11 protein-coding genes are annotated in these 18736 nt (G+C 37.2%); 4 read left to right on the top strand and 7 right to left on the bottom strand.

The features are described 5' to 3' along the window. The first annotated feature begins 2 nt into the window (after nucleotides 1–2). The gene (locus ACVWYG_RS12270; RefSeq protein WP_457270518.1) at nucleotides 3–2372 is read left to right on the top strand and encodes an endonuclease MutS2; all 2370 of its coding nucleotides are present in this window, start codon (nucleotides 3–5) and stop codon (nucleotides 2370–2372) included. An 88-nt stretch (nucleotides 2373–2460) separates the two neighbouring features. Here ACVWYG_RS12270 and ACVWYG_RS12265 read toward each other — a convergent pair whose 3' ends face one another. The 5 genes from ACVWYG_RS12265 to ACVWYG_RS12245 form a co-directional block, all read right to left on the bottom strand. Continuing rightward, the gene (locus ACVWYG_RS12265; protein ID WP_457270517.1) at nucleotides 2461–3579 is read right to left on the bottom strand and encodes a GNAT family N-acetyltransferase; all 1119 of its coding nucleotides are present in this window, start codon (nucleotides 3577–3579) and stop codon (nucleotides 2461–2463) included. A gap of 68 nt (nucleotides 3580–3647) precedes the next feature. Next, nucleotides 3648–3854 carry a hypothetical protein gene (locus tag ACVWYG_RS12260; RefSeq protein WP_457270516.1) on the bottom strand — a complete coding sequence of 69 codons (207 nt, stop codon included), beginning with the start codon at nucleotides 3852–3854 and terminating at the stop codon, nucleotides 3648–3650. A gap of 83 nt (nucleotides 3855–3937) precedes the next feature. After that, the gene (gene scpB, locus ACVWYG_RS12255; RefSeq protein WP_457270515.1) at nucleotides 3938–4504 is read right to left on the bottom strand and encodes an SMC-Scp complex subunit ScpB; all 567 of its coding nucleotides are present in this window, start codon (nucleotides 4502–4504) and stop codon (nucleotides 3938–3940) included. A 254-nt stretch (nucleotides 4505–4758) separates the two neighbouring features. Beyond that, entirely contained in the window at nucleotides 4759–7725 is a 2967-nt protein-coding gene (locus tag ACVWYG_RS12250; protein WP_457270514.1) for a ligand-binding sensor domain-containing protein, read from the bottom strand. Nucleotides 7726–7749: 24 nt separating this feature from the next. Then, nucleotides 7750–8523: a LytR/AlgR family response regulator transcription factor gene (locus tag ACVWYG_RS12245; protein ID WP_457270513.1), complete on the bottom strand. Its 774-nt coding sequence runs from the start codon at nucleotides 8521–8523 to the stop codon at nucleotides 7750–7752. A 131-nt stretch (nucleotides 8524–8654) separates the two neighbouring features. Between ACVWYG_RS12245 and ACVWYG_RS12240 the strand changes: the two genes are divergently transcribed. Both ACVWYG_RS12240 and ACVWYG_RS12235 read left to right on the top strand, forming a co-directional pair. Further along, the gene (locus ACVWYG_RS12240) at nucleotides 8655–9362 is read left to right on the top strand and encodes a ferritin-like domain-containing protein (protein WP_457270512.1); all 708 of its coding nucleotides are present in this window, start codon (nucleotides 8655–8657) and stop codon (nucleotides 9360–9362) included. Nucleotides 9363–9381: 19 nt separating this feature from the next. Further along, nucleotides 9382–10248 carry a ferritin-like domain-containing protein gene (locus tag ACVWYG_RS12235; protein ID WP_457270511.1) on the top strand — a complete coding sequence of 289 codons (867 nt, stop codon included), beginning with the start codon at nucleotides 9382–9384 and terminating at the stop codon, nucleotides 10246–10248. A 342-nt stretch (nucleotides 10249–10590) separates the two neighbouring features. On the opposite strand, the gene ACVWYG_RS12230 is transcribed toward ACVWYG_RS12235, so the two are convergent. Further along, nucleotides 10591–12342 carry a thiamine pyrophosphate-dependent enzyme gene (locus tag ACVWYG_RS12230; protein WP_457270510.1) on the bottom strand — a complete coding sequence of 584 codons (1752 nt, stop codon included), beginning with the start codon at nucleotides 12340–12342 and terminating at the stop codon, nucleotides 10591–10593. A gap of 1028 nt (nucleotides 12343–13370) precedes the next feature. Between ACVWYG_RS12230 and ACVWYG_RS12225 the strand changes: the two genes are divergently transcribed. Continuing rightward, nucleotides 13371–17357, top strand: a complete 3987-nt coding sequence (locus ACVWYG_RS12225) for a hypothetical protein (RefSeq protein ID WP_457270509.1) — start codon at nucleotides 13371–13373, stop codon at nucleotides 17355–17357. On the opposite strand, the gene ACVWYG_RS12220 is transcribed toward ACVWYG_RS12225, so the two are convergent. After that, complete coding sequence (locus ACVWYG_RS12220; protein WP_457270508.1) at nucleotides 17358–18728, bottom strand: caspase family protein; 1371 nt, start codon at nucleotides 18726–18728, stop codon at nucleotides 17358–17360. It abuts the gene before it with no gap. Nucleotides 18729–18736 lie beyond the last annotated feature (8 nt).

Genomic DNA, 18736 nt, shown 5'->3' with positions numbered 1-18736 from the left:
CTATGTTATATCCCGAAAATTGTGAAGAGAGATTAGGCTTTGGAGAAATAAGGCACCTCATTGCGAAACATTGTTTAAGTCCTATGGGTAAGGCAATGGTGCAGAAAATGCAGGTTATTTATCGGTTTGATCAAATAGATAAATTTTTAAAGCAAACCAAGGAGTTTAAAAGCATTATCCAAAATCAAGAACCATTACAAATCAATGCGTTTTTCGACATTAAATCTTTGATTGAAAAAATTAAGGTTGAGGGTTCTTATCTACTAGAAGATGAATTGTTTAAGGTTTATACCTCCTTGCAAACTGTTTTTAGCGTGCTTCACTTTTTTGCCTCTCGACCAGATGTTTATCCAACGTTAGAAGCGCTATTTGAATATTTGCCCATAGAAAAGGGTATGCTGAGAACCATCGAAGCCGTGATTGACCCAAATGGAAAAATCAAACCAAACGCATCTAAAGAATTAATGACAATAACCTCTTCCATTAATCAAACCGAGCAGGATATTCGAAAGCGAATGGATGCTGTTTATAAGCATGCAGTTGCAAGTAATTGGGTTGCTGACGGAAGCTTGACCATGAGAGATGGTAGGATGTGTATTCCAATTTTAGCAGAAAATAAGCGCAAATTGAAGGGTTTCGTGCATGATGAATCTGCAAGTGGCCAGACCGTTTACATCGAGCCGGAAGAGGTATTCAATCTAAATAATAAACTGCGTGATTTGGAATTCGATAAGCGCAGAGAAATCGTCAAAATATTAATTGCGCTAACAGATCAGTTGAGGCCGTATTCCAATCTGCTGCTTTCTTACCATGGTTTTTTAACCAAATTAGACTTTGTAAGGGCAAAGGCGATGTTTGCAATTGAAATTGGTGCGGAAATGCCAAAACTATTGAAAACGCCAGAAACAAAATTGATCAATGCGGTTCATCCATTGTTGTTGCGCTCTTTCAAATTAGAGAGGAAAATAGTTACGCCTTTAAATATCAATATTAATGATAAGGCACGCATTATCGTAGTTTCCGGTCCAAATGCCGGTGGTAAATCAGTTTGCATGAAAACGGTTGGACTTTTACAACTTATGCTGCAGAGTGGATTGCTTATTTCTGCAGATCCCAATAGCGAAGTTGGCTTGTTTGAGCATATATTCGCCGATATTGGAGATGACCAATCTATCGAAAGTGATCTTAGTACTTATAGCGCACACCTTACCAAAATGCGATTTTTTGTAGAGCGTGCGAATGCAAAAACAATGGTGCTGATCGATGAGTTTGGAACAGGTACCGACCCGCAATTCGGCGGCCCCATGGCTGAGGCAGTTTTGGAAGTCTTGAACAATAAGAAAGTTTATGGGGTGATAACTACTCATTATTCTAATCTAAAATTGTTCGCTGGAAATACCCAAGGTTTGGAAAATGCTTCGATGCTTTTTGACAACAGGTTAATGAAGCCCTTGTACATTTTAGAAACCGGAAAGCCTGGCAGTTCATATGCTTTTGAGATTGCACAAAATATTGGTTTGCCGGAAGAAGTGGTCCGATTGGCGAAGCTAAAGTCTGGCAAGAACGAGAACAGGTTAGATAGTCTATTGATCGATCTAGAGCGAGATAAAAAGCAGATTTACGACAGCAGAGTTACATTGGCCAACCAACAGAATAAGGCTAAGAATCTAATTGCCGAAAACGAGAAGTTGAAAAACTTCTTAACCGAAAATAAAAAAATGCTCTTAAAGGAGGCAAAGCAAGAGGCTCAGAACATCATCAAAAATGCAAATAAGCTGGTTGAGCAAACAATTTTCGAAATCCGCGCCAAAGATGCTGATAAAGTGGTAACCAAAACACTGCGTCAAAATCTACAAATAGAATTGGAACGGGTTGAGGTGCCTAAAGAAAAGCCGAAACCCAAGATAGAAGTTGATAACGAAAAGGTTGAAGTCGGAGATTGGGTAAAAATCATAGACAATGAAGCAACAGGACAAGTTTTGGAGATAAACCGCAATAATTTAGTATTAGCCATTGGTGATTTGCGTTCGATTGTAAAGCAAAATAGGGTATATAAAATTAGTAATAGGGAGGCTAAAAAGGTAATTCAGCAGTCATTTTCAGGTAGGATGACAGATGCTGTAGCAGATTTTAAAGCAGAATTAGATTTGCGCGGTTTGCGTGGTGAAGCTGCTTTGTTTGAAGTAGAAAAGTATTTAGACAAGGCCATTATGCTAGGTTTTCCGTCAATTAAAATCATTCATGGCAAAGGCGATGGGATTTTAAGAAAGCTTATTAGAGAATATTTGAAGAAATACAATCAGGTGGATCGGATGGAAGATGAACACCAAGATAGGGGTGGAGACGGAATCACATATGTTTACTTAAAGTAGTGCCTCTGAATCTTTTAAATTAAAATATCAGAAGGATAACCGTTTTTTAATTTGTCATTACTATACGACAATACCGAATCTCGGTTGTTTAAAATGTTTTTCGCATAGTTAAATGCTTTTTACCCATTGTTGCTCCTGTAGCCTCGTGGATGGCAATCATTTTATCATTAAAGTCTCCAACCCAGCTTAGTTCTAATTCTCTGTATTGCTTCTTTGGCAATACATATTCCCCAAGCTTGATAAACAATACTGACTCCAAGCCATGTTTTTGATAAGCTTTTTTTGTGCCCATTACCACTGCGCGCATTCGCGTAACACCAAGCCACCTACGATAGGCAAATTTTATTTTCTCCAACATACCTAATCTTCCGTTAAATCCTTTAATCATTTGATTTGCATCAGGAATAATCACTACAAAGGCTGCGGGTTCTCCATTACAGTACGCAAACCAGATCAGATTTTCATCCATAATGGTTTCCATACTTTTAAAGCTTTCTATTAATGTATCTTTTTTTATCGGCGTAAAATTTTCAAAATCCTGCCAGCCATCGTTGTAAATCTCCATCAAATCCGAAAGGTATTTTGCGGCGTTCTTCTTTGTGAAATGCTCAAAAGTATACCCCGGTTTTTTCGCTACCCAATTTGCAATTTTTGTAAATCGCTCCGGAAAAGGAATGCTAAGGTTTATATGGTTGGTGAGCTGTTCATACTCCGTTTTAAATCCATAGTCTTTAAAAAGCTTTTGGTAATATGGAAAGTTATAGTTCATGCCGTACGATGGTGTTGTGAAACCTTCAATCAGCAAGCCCCAAAAGCTGTCGTTTTCGCCAAAATTAATTGGACCATCCATAGCCTTCATGCCATTTTCCATCAACCAAGTTTTGGCGGTATCAAACAATAAATTAGCAGCAACTTGGTCGTCCATGCATTCAAAAAAGCCCACTCCTCCTGTCGCCTGTTCGGATTGATAGGCCTTTTTTTCATTAATAAATGCTGCGATTCTACCAATCAGCTGTCCACTTTCATTTTTTAGCACCCATCTGGTGCATTTCCCATGTGAGAAGAAAGGGTTTTTTTTCACGTCGAATACTTTTTCTACCACTTCGTCTAAAGGACTGATGTAGCAAGAATCGTCTTTGTAAAGTATTTTAGGAGTTTGTAAAAAATCTTTTGCCAAGGCTAGCTGGCTTACGTGAATGATTTGCATGGAAAGAGAGTAAAATTTAAAAAGCATCCTATTGTAAATAAGATGCTTTTTAAATATTTTTTTAAGGATTAATAATCGTCTTCGTCTTCATCATCAAAGTTGTCTAAACTATCCAGATCGTCTAAAGGCGCGTCGTAGTCGTCGTCCTCGTCGTCCTCATATTTTTTAGTCGATTTACCACGTTGTTCGTTGGAATCGTCTTCGTCAAAATCGTTGTCATCCACTTCAGCTTTTTTAGTAGACGGTTTTTCAGAATGTTTTTTTGGCGTTTTCATTACACAAAAATAAAAATTGGTTTAATAACTTGAAAGGATAAAAATAAGTTTTTTTGCAAAACAAGTGTTATAATTTTTCGCATTTATTCTAATTCTTCTCCAACGGTGTTTTCTGTTTGTACAAAATCTTTTAATTGAGGCAATTCTTTAAGGTTTCTTAATCCAAAATAATCCATAAAAGTTTCACTGGTTTGATACAGTATCGGTTTTCCCAGCGTTTCCGATTTACCTGCTATGGAAATCAGGTCTTTTTCTAGAAGGCGTTGCACAGAATAATCAGAATTTACGCCTCTTATTTGCTCTATCTCTAATTTAGTTATTGGTTGCCTATAAGCAATGATGGCCAAAGTTTCCATCGCTGCCTGACTTAGTTTCTTCTTAGATCTTACCAATTGAAGTTGGTTAATTGTTTTAAAATACTCTTTTTTTGTCAGGAATTGGTATCCACCATTCAGATAAATAAGTTCTAAAATAAAATCGTCACCTAAATATTTCCGCTCTATATCCGCTAAATGATCCAAGATTAATGTTGATGAAAAAGCTTCTTCAAACGCAGAACTAAGTGCTAAAGAAATTTCTTCGGCAGTAATGCTGAGTACCGATGAAAAAATAAGTGCCTCTATGTGCTGAGAAAGAGTTGCTGGCGGCATGTACAAAACTAAGACTTTTGACGAACAAAAAGCGGTCTCGCTTTTTTCAAACAAGACCGCTTTTTAACACACAAATGAAACCTGAATTAAGATATAGTTTAAGTTAGGTTATTAAAATAGCTATATCAACCCTATAAGAACTTTTGATAAAACTTTTATCGTTTATCTATAGAACAAGTTTAACGCTAAACATTTGTATTCAACGCAATAAATTAGTGAATGGTATTAAAAATTGAGTAAACGGTAAAAGGGATTTAAATCGGCATCAAAATGGATACTGTTGTGCCGCTTTGGGCGTTTTGCCTAACATTTAACTGTATGTTTTTTGATCCAATCTCTGCCAAAAGCTTTAATCTTTCTGCCGTGAGCTGCATTCCTTTACTCACATGACCTCCTTTCTTTGTACGAATGGAATTATCTATGCCTACGCCATCATCAATAATGTCTATGGCTAAGATTTCTCCCTGTTTTAAAGACATGTTTATTTCTATCTTTCCACCAGATTCTTTGGGCATAATTCCATGCCAAATCGCATTTTCAACGTAAGGCTGCAGCAGCATAGATGGTATAAAAGTTTCTTCAACATCCAACAGTTTATCTATATTGAAGTGGTAAGTTAATTTATCCCCAAACCTGTTTTTTTCTAGTTTTAGGTAGAGTTTTAGATACTCTAATTCTTCGTGCAGGGAAATATATCCTTTGGTGCAAATTTCTAAGTTTTTTCTAATCAGCCGTGCAAAACCTGTTAGCACCTTATTTGCAGAGGTTGTGTTCTGCGTGTTTATGTAATGTTGGATGGCATTCATAACATTAAACACAAAGTGCGGGTTCATCATAGCCTGTAGTGCTTGCTGCTCCAACATCAAAACCCTATTTCTTAATTTCAAATCTTTCTGCTCTTTGTTTTTTTGCTTTCTGATAAAATAAGCTGCTAATTTATAAAAGACGAAGCCTGCAAGCAAAACTATGCAAGTTAAAAACCACCAGGTTTGCCAGAACTGTTTTGCAATAGAAAAAGATAAGGCAGCGGAAGTTCCCCAATTAGAGTTTTGACTTTTCGCACTTACTTCAAAGTTGTAGTCGCCAGGTTGCAAAGAAGAAAAATCTAATCTTCGAGTTTTTGTCTCTATATAAGGGGTGTTCGCATTAAGTCTATACCGATAAGTAATGTCGCTAGTAGAAAAGTCTATGGCGCTAAACATTAAAAAAATGCTACTGTTGCCGCTGGTAAATTTAAAATGATTAGTGTTCAACAATAGCCTTTCCTGATCTTTCTTTATAGAAGTGATGTACACCGGCGGACCATTTGTGTTGCTTCTATTTTTTACGTAATTAAATAATATGAGTCCGCGGTTGGTTGCGAAATATGCAGTACTATCGTCGATAAATAGATCGTTTACATCATCTGTAAGTAAATCCTTCCCATAGTCGAAATTCGCAATTTGCGGACTCGCCGGATAATTAGATATTTTATTTACGCCTGCACTGTTAAGTACCCATATTTCTTTATTCTTTACAAATATTTTTAAACAGATGTTGTTTGTTAGTCCATCGCTTTGCTTAAGTTGTTTAAATATCTTATTATCCCTGTAAAAGAGCAGGCCATATCCATCTGTTGCAAGTAGGAGTGTCCCATCGCTTAACTCATAGATGTCATTTATGCGCTTTGTAAGTAGGAAATTGTTTTGATAATGCCTTACAATTTTATCATTTTTAAAAGCGTTCAGTCCATTTACGTTAGAAAACCATAAGGTTCCTGATTTATCATAATAAACGTGATAAGCTCTTCCTTTTATATAATTGTAATTTTCAATTAAGTTGCTCGTATTAAACTTTAAATTGTTCGGAGCATCTGTTAAACTTACTACCCCAGATGATAGTGCCAAAGCAAGTTTATGTTGCTTTTTATTGAGACCAAAGTTTTTGATTACAAATAAAGAATTATTTTTCTCGCTAAGGTATTTTACATTCGAGGTGCTTTTGTCTACCTGCTGAAACACGCCAAGGCCAAATTCTGAGGAAAAATAAATGGAGTTGGAACTAGCATCGAATGCCAATTGCTTAATGGTTCGAAATTTTTTAAAGTCATCCAATCCTACTTCATCAGTTTTAAAGGTTTTGGTATTCAAAATATCTATCACAGCATCGTCTGTACCTAACCAAAGTCTATTTTCATTGTCTTTTGCAATGCTCTTTATAACATTGCTACTTAGACCATCTTCAGCGTCTATGATAGAAAGCCTTGAACTTTCTTTTGGCAACATATATAAGCCTTGATTGGTTGCGAACCAAATGTTGGCAGCTTTGTCTTTTAGCACTTGGTTTATCCCGACATCTTGGAGATATTTAATTGTTTTTTTAGCGCTGTCTATCGCAATTGCACCGCTTAAAGTTGCCAACCAAGCTCTTTTATTTAACTGGTCGTAATAAAAATAACCGGAGCTGTTTTTTAGCAGATTATCAGGAATGCTTATGACGTTGTTGATTTCTCCATTGTTATAACTTGTAAGTCCTCTTTTATCTAAAAATACCAGCGTATTGTTTTCTAAATTGGCGGCATTCATAAAAGAAAGCGGACTTAACTTCAAAGTATCCAATACGAAGTTATTTTTATAAAACTTGTGCACAAAGCCATCGCTTAGCGCATAAATATTTCCTTTTTTACCTTGATGCAAGAAAGCATTAAAAAAATTGTGGCTTTTGCTAGTAGCGCTATATGTTCTAACTATACCACCGGCGATGCAGACAATAACATTTGAGTTTGTGCCAAGCCAAATTCTGCCTAAATTGTCTTGCAAAAACGAAACTACTACGGCACCAGAATTTAGTTTTGCAAGTACCTTGTTGTTGCTAGCGTTGTAGAATTTCCCGTCTTTTAGGAAACTGACCTGCCCGTTTAGCGCAAAAAACCACATCCGTTCCTGCCTATCTTCTGCAATGTGCACAATCTGCGTATCGGGTAATCCATCTTCTATTCCAAAATTCTGAAAATTGGTCCCATCAAATCTAGTTACGCCGTTGCTCGTAGCAATCCACAAAAAACCTTTTTTATCTTGATGAATAAAATAACAGGTGTTGCTCGCAAGGCCATTCTTTGTACTGTAGTGAGGTAAATAAGTTGTTTGCCCGAATGCCAAAGACCCATAGTTAGGGAATGCGAGCACGACTATAAGAACGAGGAAGAAAAATCTGCCAATTGAAGATTGTACCTCAGTGCGCATCAAGTTCGAAATTTATATAGCAGGTCATGTTTTTTTAAATGATCTTATCTTTTCGAAAAACTCTGTTGCCCTTCGTCTAGAAACGTTTAATGAAACGCCGTTTTTTAGTAAAATTTGTAAACCGTTTTTGTTATTGTATTCTGCCAGATAATCTAGGTTGACCAAGGTAGATTTATGTACTCTTAAAAATTGTGCAGATGGCAATAGTTCTTCAAATTCTCTCAATACTTTTGAGACAGTAATTTTATCATTGCTAATTAAATGTACAACAGAATAGTTGCTGTCCGCTTCTATATAAACGACCTCGTCTACATCTATCATTTTAAATCCCTGACCAAACGGCAGCGTAATTTTACTAATCTCGGTTTCTTTTGCAAGTGCAATGCTCAAATTAGTCATTCTATCATCTTGCTCGGCGTGCATTGACATCCGCGCTAAATAGTCATCTACCTTATCAACTGCTTCTTTAAGCTCATCAATATCAATCGGCTTTAATAAATAATCTAGTGCGTTTGCTTTTATTGCTTTTATCGCATACTGATCATATGCTGTGGTAAAAATAACGGCAGCCTGTTGCTTTGTTGCGGCCGGTATAAGTTCAAATCCATTGCCGCCTGGCATAGCAATGTCTAAAAATATAACATCGACATGGTTGTGCTCCAGTAACTCTTGTGCTTCGGCTACAGATTTGGCAATACCCACAATTTCTAGTTGCGGGCAATTCTGCTGTAAAAGAAAAAATAGAGATGACCGCGCGAACTCTTCGTCATCGACAATAATGGTTTTTAAAGACCTCATAGTTTATGTGTCTGTGAATGTATTAAAAAGGGTTTATAAAAAAAAACCAAAAATGTAAAAACTGCAAGGTCCTTTGTCCCGTATATAACTGCAAACGAATCAAAAAAACCTTAATAAAAACTTAAAGTATTATGAAAGTTAAAGAACTAGAAAAAGAAAATGAGTTACTAGATAGTAGCTTAATGAAAGCAGCCCTAGGCAGAAGATCATTTCTTCAGTTTGCAGGAGCTAGCGCAGCAGGAATTGCATTAGTAGCTGCAGGATGTAGAAAAGACCGTGCTTTTTCACCAATTTCTACAGGCGCAACCTTAGATTTTAAGGATGATTTCGGTGTATTGAATTATGCTTATGCATTAGAGCAATTAGAGGCCGCGTTTTATGTAAAGGTAGCATCTGCACCACCATCAGGATTTTCTTCAGTAGAGAAAGCTTATTTTCAGGACATTCAGTTCCATGAGTTGGCTCACAGAGAATTCTTCAAAAACGCGTTGGGTACAGCTGCTATAGGAAGTTTAGAAGTTGATTTCTCTAGCATTAATTTTTCAGATAGATCAAGTGTGTTGGGAGCAGCTATGGCTTTTGAAGATTTGGGAGTTGGCGCTTATAACGGTGCTGGTATTCGTATTGCAAGTACTACTTATTTATTGCTTGCTGGTAAAATTGTATCCGTTGAGGCTCGTCACGCTGCATACATTCGCGACTTAGTTTCTCCAGGTAGTTTTGCTACTGCGCCACAGGTTAATGATGCGACTGCATTAGATATGGCCCTTGCGCCTGATGTAGTATTGGCTGCTGCTGGTAAATACATCAAAACAAAAATCACTGTTAAAAATTTATAATCCCTAAAACTGAGAAAACATGAATATCTTAAATATATTAGACGAAATAGAAAAAGTTGACGGAGAAATCTACGAAAGGTTGAACCCGAGACGCAATGCCATGAAAGAATTTTATGGCATCGGTAAAAAAGTGGCTTTGGCTGTTGCTCCGATGGCATTAGGTTCTATGTTTACAAAAGCTTACGGACAAACTACACCAAGTTCTGTAACAGATGTATTAAATTTTGCATTGGCGTTAGAGTATCTAGAATACAATTTTTACAACCATGCTTTGAACGCTCCAGTACCAACACCAATTCCATCTGGGGCACCGCTAGCAGCAATTACTTTAATACGTAATCATGAATTGGCTCACGTAAATTTATTAAAAGGCGCTTTAGGTGCTTCAGCCATTGCGCCAATTCCTTATGCGGACACTGATTTTACCGCAGGTGGAACTTTTCCAACTGTATTTAGCGACTATGGAACGTTTTTAGCCGTTGCGCAAGGCTTCGAAGATACTGGTGTAAGAGCTTATAAAGGTCAAGCAGGGTTCTTAGTGCAGAAACCAGAATTAACCATCGCTTTACAAATTCACTCGGTAGAAGCGCGTCACGCTGCGCATATTCGTGGAATGCGTACCGCACTTTCAGGAGGTTCGCCAGTATATAAGCCATATGTCAGCTTAGGCGCAAATGGTCAAGCGAATGATTCTGGAGTTCCTCAAGTAGATGCTGTTTATGCAGGTGAGGATTTAACAGTTCAAGCAGGTATTAATATAGTGGGTATCAATGGTACTGCTGTTACTAAAGCTGCTGCTGTAGAGTGTTTTGATGAACCATTAACCAAAGCTGCAGTTCTTGCAATTGCAAACTTGTTCTTAATGCCAGGAAAAAAATTGTCATAAAACATAAAGATAAAACATTTTTTAGGTAATGTTTAGTTTAAGGTAGGGAGATAGAACGGAGGTTCTGTCTCCCTTTTTTTTAAGTTAAAATTTATTGACCTTCTTTTTATTTTGCGAGTTCGAGTAAAATGTTGTCACCTTTATATCAGCCGAATGGCTACCGTTTGGAGCAAAGATAATCGCGGGAAAAAATCTGCACTAAACAATTATGAGTAGACCGACAACCTAATTTTTTTTAAAATAACTCGTTTCTCCACTTACAATATTAACATACAAAGCCATCTCATTTTTAAAGAGATGGCTTTGTATTTTTGAAGTATTTAATTTGAGAAGCTTGCTGTTTTAAATTTTATTCCAATAAGCGCCTATTTCCGATTTGATATTTTCCCATTGACTTTGGTCGCCTTTTATGGAAAGTAACGCTTCTTTAACTTTAGACTTACTAAAGCCATAAGCTTCTTCCAACGTGATTTTTGGTGGCAACGTTAATACGCCCGCGGTAACTACTGCATCAATAATAAATGGTAAAGGCGATGCAATTGCTTTTGCTATTGCGGCTGGAATATCCGCTGCTTTTTCGACTTTTATTCCGTCGGCGCCACACGATTTTGCGTAGGCAACGAAATCTGGATTTTGTAATCTCAACGCTTCGTTGCTCCTTGCAAAGCCGGCTTCTTCCATTTCCATTTTCACAAATCCCAACTCTTGATTGTTAAAAATAATCAGTTTGATAGGATATTTATAGCGCACCGCTGTAATCAAATCCTGCATAGACATTACGAAAGCGCCATCGCCAAGCAAACCCCAAATTTGCCTTCCGGGATAGGCCGCTTGCGCACCCAAACAGGCAGGTAAACCAACGGCCATAGAACCATGATTAAAGGAACCAAGTATTCTCCGTTGATCTTTGTAGACCATATATCGAGCGCCCCAAACTGCAGATTCGCCGGTTTCCAATGCGAAAACAGCATCTGCTGAAGCTTGCTTATTTAATTCTGTGGCAAATAAACTTGGTAATAATGGTGTTCCATCTTTATCTAACGCGCTTTCTTCGTCCATTTGCTTGCGCCATTTTTTATGTGCTTTTTTATGGTCTTCTAAAAAGCTATCATTGCTTTTCATCTCAACTGCATTGATTAAACGGATAACCGTGTCTTTTGCATCTCCGATAATTCCATAATTAATCGGCGCTCTGTTTCCTAAATTCTCAGGCCTAATGTCGATCTGGATGATTTTTTTATCATGAGGTAAAAAGTTGGTATAGGGAAAATCTGTTCCAATCATCAATAAAACATCGCAATGCATTACGGCGCTATAACCAGGCTGACTGCCTATTAAACCAGTTATTCCAACCACATTATCCAAGTCTTCGCTAAAAATATCTGCTCCTTTCAACGTATGTACAATCGGCGCTTTGACCTTTTTGGATAGCGCAACAACTGCTTCTTTCGCATCTCTTGCACCACAACCGCCTAAAATGGCAACTTTTTTATATTGGTTAATAATATTGGCAGCATTTAGAATATCCTCGTCGGTACAAATTAATTTTGATTTTGATAGGATTATTGGGTGATCCAGATACATATCATCGATTTTTTGGGTCGTGACATCATGCGGAATCTCTAACCTTACAACTGTTCTTTCCCAAAGTGCAATTTGTATGGCTTTATTAAATAGACGCGGAACTTGGTCTGCAGTTCTAATAATGGCTTGAAATCCACACACATCATCAAAGGTTTTTTTCAAATCAACTTCTTGAAAATAACCCGATCCAATTTCTATGCTTGGCACCTGTCCGGTTATTGCCAATACTGGCACTCTAGCTTTTTTGGCATTATACAAACCATTGATTAAATGCAGTGCGCCTGGCCCAACTGTACCGGCACAAACTCCAATGTCTTCCGTCAATTGAGCGGAGCCATAACACGCAAATGCAGCATTTTCTTCGTGTCTTACCGCAATCCACTCTATGTCATCGTCTTTTTCTACGGCATCGGCAAAGGCATTCAAGGCATCGCCGGTAACGGCCCAAATTCTTTTAACGCCTATTTCCTTAAGCTTATGGATGATGTATTCTGCTACAGTTTTTTTCATTATTGTTTTTTTTGATCGTAACATACTACAATTTTAGGAGCGGTTTGTTCTAAGTATCAATTTGAAGTGATACGTACAGTGCATTTAGTTTTGCATATTTTTGCCTCGGAAATTTTCGTCTAATAAGTCTCTTTCATCAATCTACATTGCCATTTTAGTTTCATTGATCTTCCATCGACAATAGGATTGGCCTTTATTTCTAAACCGACATAAGCGAAAATATATTTCCGATTCAAGGATCTAATTATTTTCTTAGAAGCAGCTATCAAAAGGTTATAAAATCACTTTAGTAAAAAAGAGGCCTTTACAGTGATGAAAATAAATCGTTTATAAAAAACAATGCGTTTTCTAGAATTAAACGAAAGCAGGATCAGTGCGAGGTTAATTGTCGCTACGAACTAAAATCCATTGCTCATTGTTTTTTCTTGGGCGCTTTTACCCGCTTTCCGTTTTATCTTTCCTCAGCTGAAAACGCTGGTGAAAGATACCACTGCAATCGGGAGCGCTAGCGAGTTCCCAAAATAAGTAAACATATGCGAGGTGGAGTATAGCAGTTTTAGGTCATCAATACTTAATCTCATTAAAATTTTGAATTTGGCATCGGAGGAAAAATAATGGACGATAAGAATAACTAAGGTTTATATGGATAATGGGACTTTCTCGCAGGGTTTCTATTGCTTGTATAAAAGAAAAGTGTATGTCATAAGTGTTTGGATATCAATTATTAGTCTTAAATTTGTTATGCTTATTTAAAGTTTTTTGACTGAGGCCGAAATGGTTTTTTGCTGTGTTTAAAAACGCGTAAAATACCAAATGTAAAATCAGGGCACTTAAAGAGATGTGTGAGAGCTATAGATATTTTTAAAATAGCTAATGCAATCAACTGCAATTTCAGTGATTTTTATCGATTCAATTTCGACTAATCCTGCAGAAATACATAAAATTTAAAAATGAAATGGCGAACGATTAAAACGATTTTTTACATAGTGTTTTGTTCTGGGTGCTGCTTTTCGGTCAATGCTCAAACTATGGCAAAGAATACCTACGCAATTGTGGTCGGAATTTCCGGTTATCAAGATGCAGCAATTCCGCAACTAAATTTTGCCGATAAAGATGCTGCTCTATTTGCAGAATGGTTGCAAACGAAAAGCGGCGGTAGTGTTGCACAATCGCATATTAAATTATTAACAAATGAAAAGGCTACCCTTTCTGCCTTTTATCAAGCCTTAGATTGGGCGAAGCACATCGCAAAGGAGAACGACAGGGTTTATATTTATTTTTCTGGCCATGGCGATGTTGAAACTACAAAAAATGATAGCCAGGGATATTTGCTCGCATGGAATTCGCCACCAAACAACTATTTAAACAATGCGATTAGCGTAAGCGATTTAAATAACACGGCAAATGAATTGACTACTAAAAATAAAGCTAAAATTGTATTGATTACAGATGCTTGCCACTCTGGTAAAATGGCGGGCGATTTCTATAAGGGCAAACAGCTCACGGCTGCTAACCTTATGCTCGTGTTAAACAATCAAGTTCGTATGGCATCTTGTAGAGAAGATGAAGAAGCAGCAGAGGGAAAAGAGTGGGGCGGCGGCCGAGGTGTTTTTTCCTACTATCTCATAAAAGGTTTACAGGGTGCAGCAGTAACAAACGACTTAGTAAAGCTAGGAGGCTTACAGCTTTTTTTAGATTCGAGCTTTGCAGCAGATAAACAGTTAGAACAAACCAAGCATGTCCAGTATCCTGTATCTGATGGAAGTCCGCTGTTTGCCTTAGCTAACGTATATCCCTCGACTCCAACCGCGGGCTCGACCTCAACGTCAACCGCAACCTTACTGTCGGGATTACAGTCTTTAAAGTCTGTTGGTCCACAGCCTATGGATTATTTCTTTTCCATCGTCTCAAAGCCGGCTTTTGAATCTGCTTTAAACTTTAACAGTTATCAATCCTACTCCCGAGATTCTGTGCCCAAAAAAATGTTGGAAGATTATATCAAATTCTTTAAAAAGCCTTTAGATGCCCATTTCGCAGACTCCATAAAACGAGACTCGACAGAAAGAAAGTTTATATCGAGCTATAAGAGAATTACAGGAGAATCGGATTTCTCTTTTCAAGCAAAAATACAGCAACTGAAAAACTCTTATGCTTATTCCAAAAAGTATTATTCTACTATAGTTTGGATATCCCCCGACACCTTAAAAAACTTAAATATCCTCTCAAATCAATTAGAGGAAAACGGATATAGCAGACAGCGATTCTCGGAAAGGTTTGTACAGTCGATACAAGACAAAACCCAAGAAATGATAAACGCCTATCTAAAAGGCGACTTGGCTGAGTTGGAAAAAAGGCAGTATTACTCAACTGGGAAACGCAACTATCGAGATTTTTTACCGCTAGTAAAACTTGCGATAATGCTGGCTCCAGATAACGATTATCTAAAAGGTATTTTAAAGGTAAACGAAGCTTATCTTGGCGCACTTATAGACAGATTAGATATTACGACGCATGCTTCGAAAGCAGATAGTTTACTAACTGTGGCTTCAAAAAAAATCAACGAAGCAATTGTCTTAGAACCTTATTCGGCATACATTCATAACGAAATGGGCAATATCCTTTTTCAAAAGAAGCTATATGATTCTGCGCTTTACCATTTTAATTATGCCACACTTTTAGCACCTACGTGGGCAATTCCATACAGCAATAAAATACGGGTAAATTTGGCTACCAATCATTTGCCTGCCGCACTTGCTGCTGCTTACATTGCAGATTCATTACAGAAAGATCTTTCTTTTGTGAATACAAACGCGGCCATAGCTATGGAAAAAGCAGGTGATTTGTTGGGAGCTCAATCACGTTATCTACGGGCCATCAAGGAGAATAAAGTGCATTACTTGCCATACCAAAATTTAGGTAAGTTATACATCCGCACTGGCGAATATGCAAAAGCCGATTCTTTTTTATACGAAGCAAATAGGCGCAATGAGCAGTTTGCAGTAAATGAATCTGTTTTTAGATTCGGAATAGAACTTGGCGGTTATCCTGATGTTACTGACGGCGAATATTTTGTAAACGTGTGTAATGAAAAATATGATAATTTACTTAATGGTCATGCAAAATATAAGGAATTACTTGCAGGATTGTCTGAAATTAATTCTGCCGCAGATTCCCTAAAAAAAATAGGAAAACTTAAACTTGAAAAAATTATTGAGCAGCAGGCGGACGTGGTATTGGCTGCGCATTACCTCGGCAATGCATTTTATAAAGATGGCAATTATAATAAAGCAGAATTTTATTTAAAACGAGCCATTATTGCCTACCGAGATAAACCTACCTTAAAAGCGTATTTAAAAAAGTCATTTACAGATTCGTTGCAAAAGAGACTAGGTAAAACGCCTCTTGTCAATAAAAAATACCTGTTCCAAGAAAATGATGAGCTGACCCAAAAAGTAGATTCGTCATGCTTGGTTCAAACATTTCTTTATCTAGACTATAATCAAACACTAGACCATTATTTGTTAGCCAGTTTGTACGAAAAAAATGGTGATACGAGCGCAGTTTTGGGCGAATATAAAGCAATCATTGATTTAGAAAATAAGCTTCAAAATGATCAGGCCGCCTTGGTTGGGTTTTTTAAATCGAATAAAAAAGAAGATATATTTGGTGTTAAATTTGAAAAGTACCTTTATGATAATGAGCTAGACAGAGATAGGTTTGAATATAAATATAACGCGCCCATTTTTATGGGTGGCACATTTAAGGCAGCAGAAATTTTAGAAAAAAAGGGGGATTATCTACAGGCTGAGAAAGTTTTATTGGCGCAAGTTGCACAGAACCAGGCAGCGGGTTTCGCACGCCAAAGAAAAATAAACCAGGAGAAATTTTTCTCGTTTAAAGTGGATGCTAGAACGAATGCATATTGGCTAGAAATTAATGAAGACCAAGAGCGCGAGACCTTTCAATTTTATGATCGGATGGTGAAAATATTTCCTCGCGATGGCTACTGGTATAAAAACGCAGGACTTTTTTTATACAAACGTTTATGGATGACTTATAAGCAAGTAGATCCAGGAGAAAGAAATACTTTTTATAATTATTCTGAAAATTATTTCTATCCATATAGAAAAAGTGTAGACCCAATCGATGAATATATTTCAGCTGATAAAGGAGGATTAGGCTTTGAGCATAAAAAAGTTTTTCTTCTCGGAACATTTGAGGAAATAAAACCTGATTATACCCAATACAATCCAGTTAGATATGCCAAGTATTTCTTACAGCAAGCACTAAAATTTTCTGGTGATAGATTTGCCGATCCAATATTAACAGAATACTTGGCAGATGTTCAAAGTTGGATGGGAAGAAACGATTCTGCAATTGTAAATTACAATTACGCCTTGAGTCGCAACCCTCAAAATATAGAGTTAAGAAATAAGCTTATTGATGTACTTCGTATAGATGATCAATTACCCGAGCTAGCAACAAACTTAAATTTTTTGCAAAAAAGGGGCCATCTAAAAACTGCTCAAAAGTTAGAGCTTGCGGGTTATTCTATGCTGCAAAAAAAATATTCGGTCTCCGCTGCGCTTTTGCAAACAACATCTACAAGAGATTCTTTAGAAATTGAGAAAAAACTTCTATTAAACATTGCGTTGAATATGTTACAGGGTTCCTATAAAAAAGCGCTCACGCTTGCCAACGTCGGCACTGGTAATACAGGACTAGACGACGACACTTGGCGTTCGGTTTCTTACTCGAAGGCACGATTAGAAGCGATTACTAATAAAAAGGTGATGGCTTTGAAAACGCTCAATAATCTTTTTGACAATGGATTTCAACTCTACTATGTATTGCGTAACGATGAAGCTTGGAATAATTTAAGGAGCACACCAGATTGGAGAAAAATGATACAAAAGTATCCGTTCATAAACATTTACGAAGACGCAGAAGGAGAAGGAATAAGTAGAGTGAACTACGATGTTGAGGAGAAAAGAATACCGGCATTGCCAAAATAACTATGGCGTAATCTTAATTTCTGCATTTTGTATGCATCGATCATTCTCTGTAACGCCGCACTGCTTAGTTATCGACTTCCTATACGTGTTTTTTCGTGCTTCTACCAACATTTGCAACCAAGCGCCGTTACTTTGGGATGAAACATTAAATGGGTTAGTGCTGTAATATCCCCATAAATTTTTCTGTAGCTCTGCGGTAAAAAAATACGTAAAATAACCTCCAATTGTTGGGTTGCCGACAGAGAGATGCCCTTTCTGTACACTGCCAATCAAAAGCGAAATAGGAACTGTAGGAAGAAACAGTTTTTTAGCTGTCTCAGTATTAAAAGTTCCCAGTGTGCCACCCCCTTTTGGAGTTATGACATCCGAACCGAAAACTGGATTTTGATAAATATCTGCATTGCAACAGTCGCCAAAAACCATGCAAACGCGTGGTTTTAATGCCATTAGTGTGTTGTATATCTGTTCTAAGGGTAAGAAATCTCCAACTTCATTCTTCTTCCTGTCTGATGCTGTTCGGAAAGAAAGATTTGCGTAAGCACTAACATCGCCCGGAACGCGAAATCCATGACCGCTATAATAAAATATAATGATGTCTGACGGGGATGGATTTTGTTCTTTAAGTTTACTTAAAGCACCTTCTACAGCAGATTTGCTATAACCATTGCCGTAAATTTTCACAGAAAGAACATTGATAATACCTAAATTAGAAGCGATCTGGTTGAAGAGTTTATTAACGTTATTTAGATCGACTGCAGCACTTTTTCCAACAGTTTCGTCGTTGGTGTTGGCTACGGCAATTAAAAACATTTTTTCTTTGCGGGGCGCTATCGTACTGCGCACTCTATCGTTATAAAGATATTTATAAACCGCATCTGATTCGAAATAGAAAGCGCTAACGAAAGGCTCATCGTTTTTAAGTTCTTCGAAGGATTTTTCCTTGTTTTCTGATGTAATAACAGCAATCCATTTTCCGTCGTTATTTTTAATTTCTACGCCTGCAGGTTCGTAAAATGTACCGCTTGAATCTTTGGTTTTTTCAAAAATAAATCTTGGTTCAAAATAATTTGTCGAATCCTTAGCTAGCAGCGGAATGGACACTGCTTTACACATTAAAAACCTTCTGTTTGTCGGGTCTGGTTGGCTAAGAGAATCAATTAAATTCAGCTCATATAAGTACAATTGTTGCTTTTTGCCCGCATTGTACTGTACTCTGGCGCTTGCTGTGCCATCTAATTCTAGAGTAAGTAGGGTTTTATAAATAATCGTACTATTGCCAACAGGTATTTCATTAACAAAATAGTAGTAAGATTGGCCGTTAGCATTGGAAAAAGCAAAGGCACAAAATAAAAATATAGCAACGCATATCATTTTATGTG

It is taken from the genome of Pedobacter sp. UYEF25 (assembly GCF_054061655.1).
Note: the sequence above shows the minus strand (reverse complement) of the source record. Positions and strands in the feature narration are given on the sequence as shown.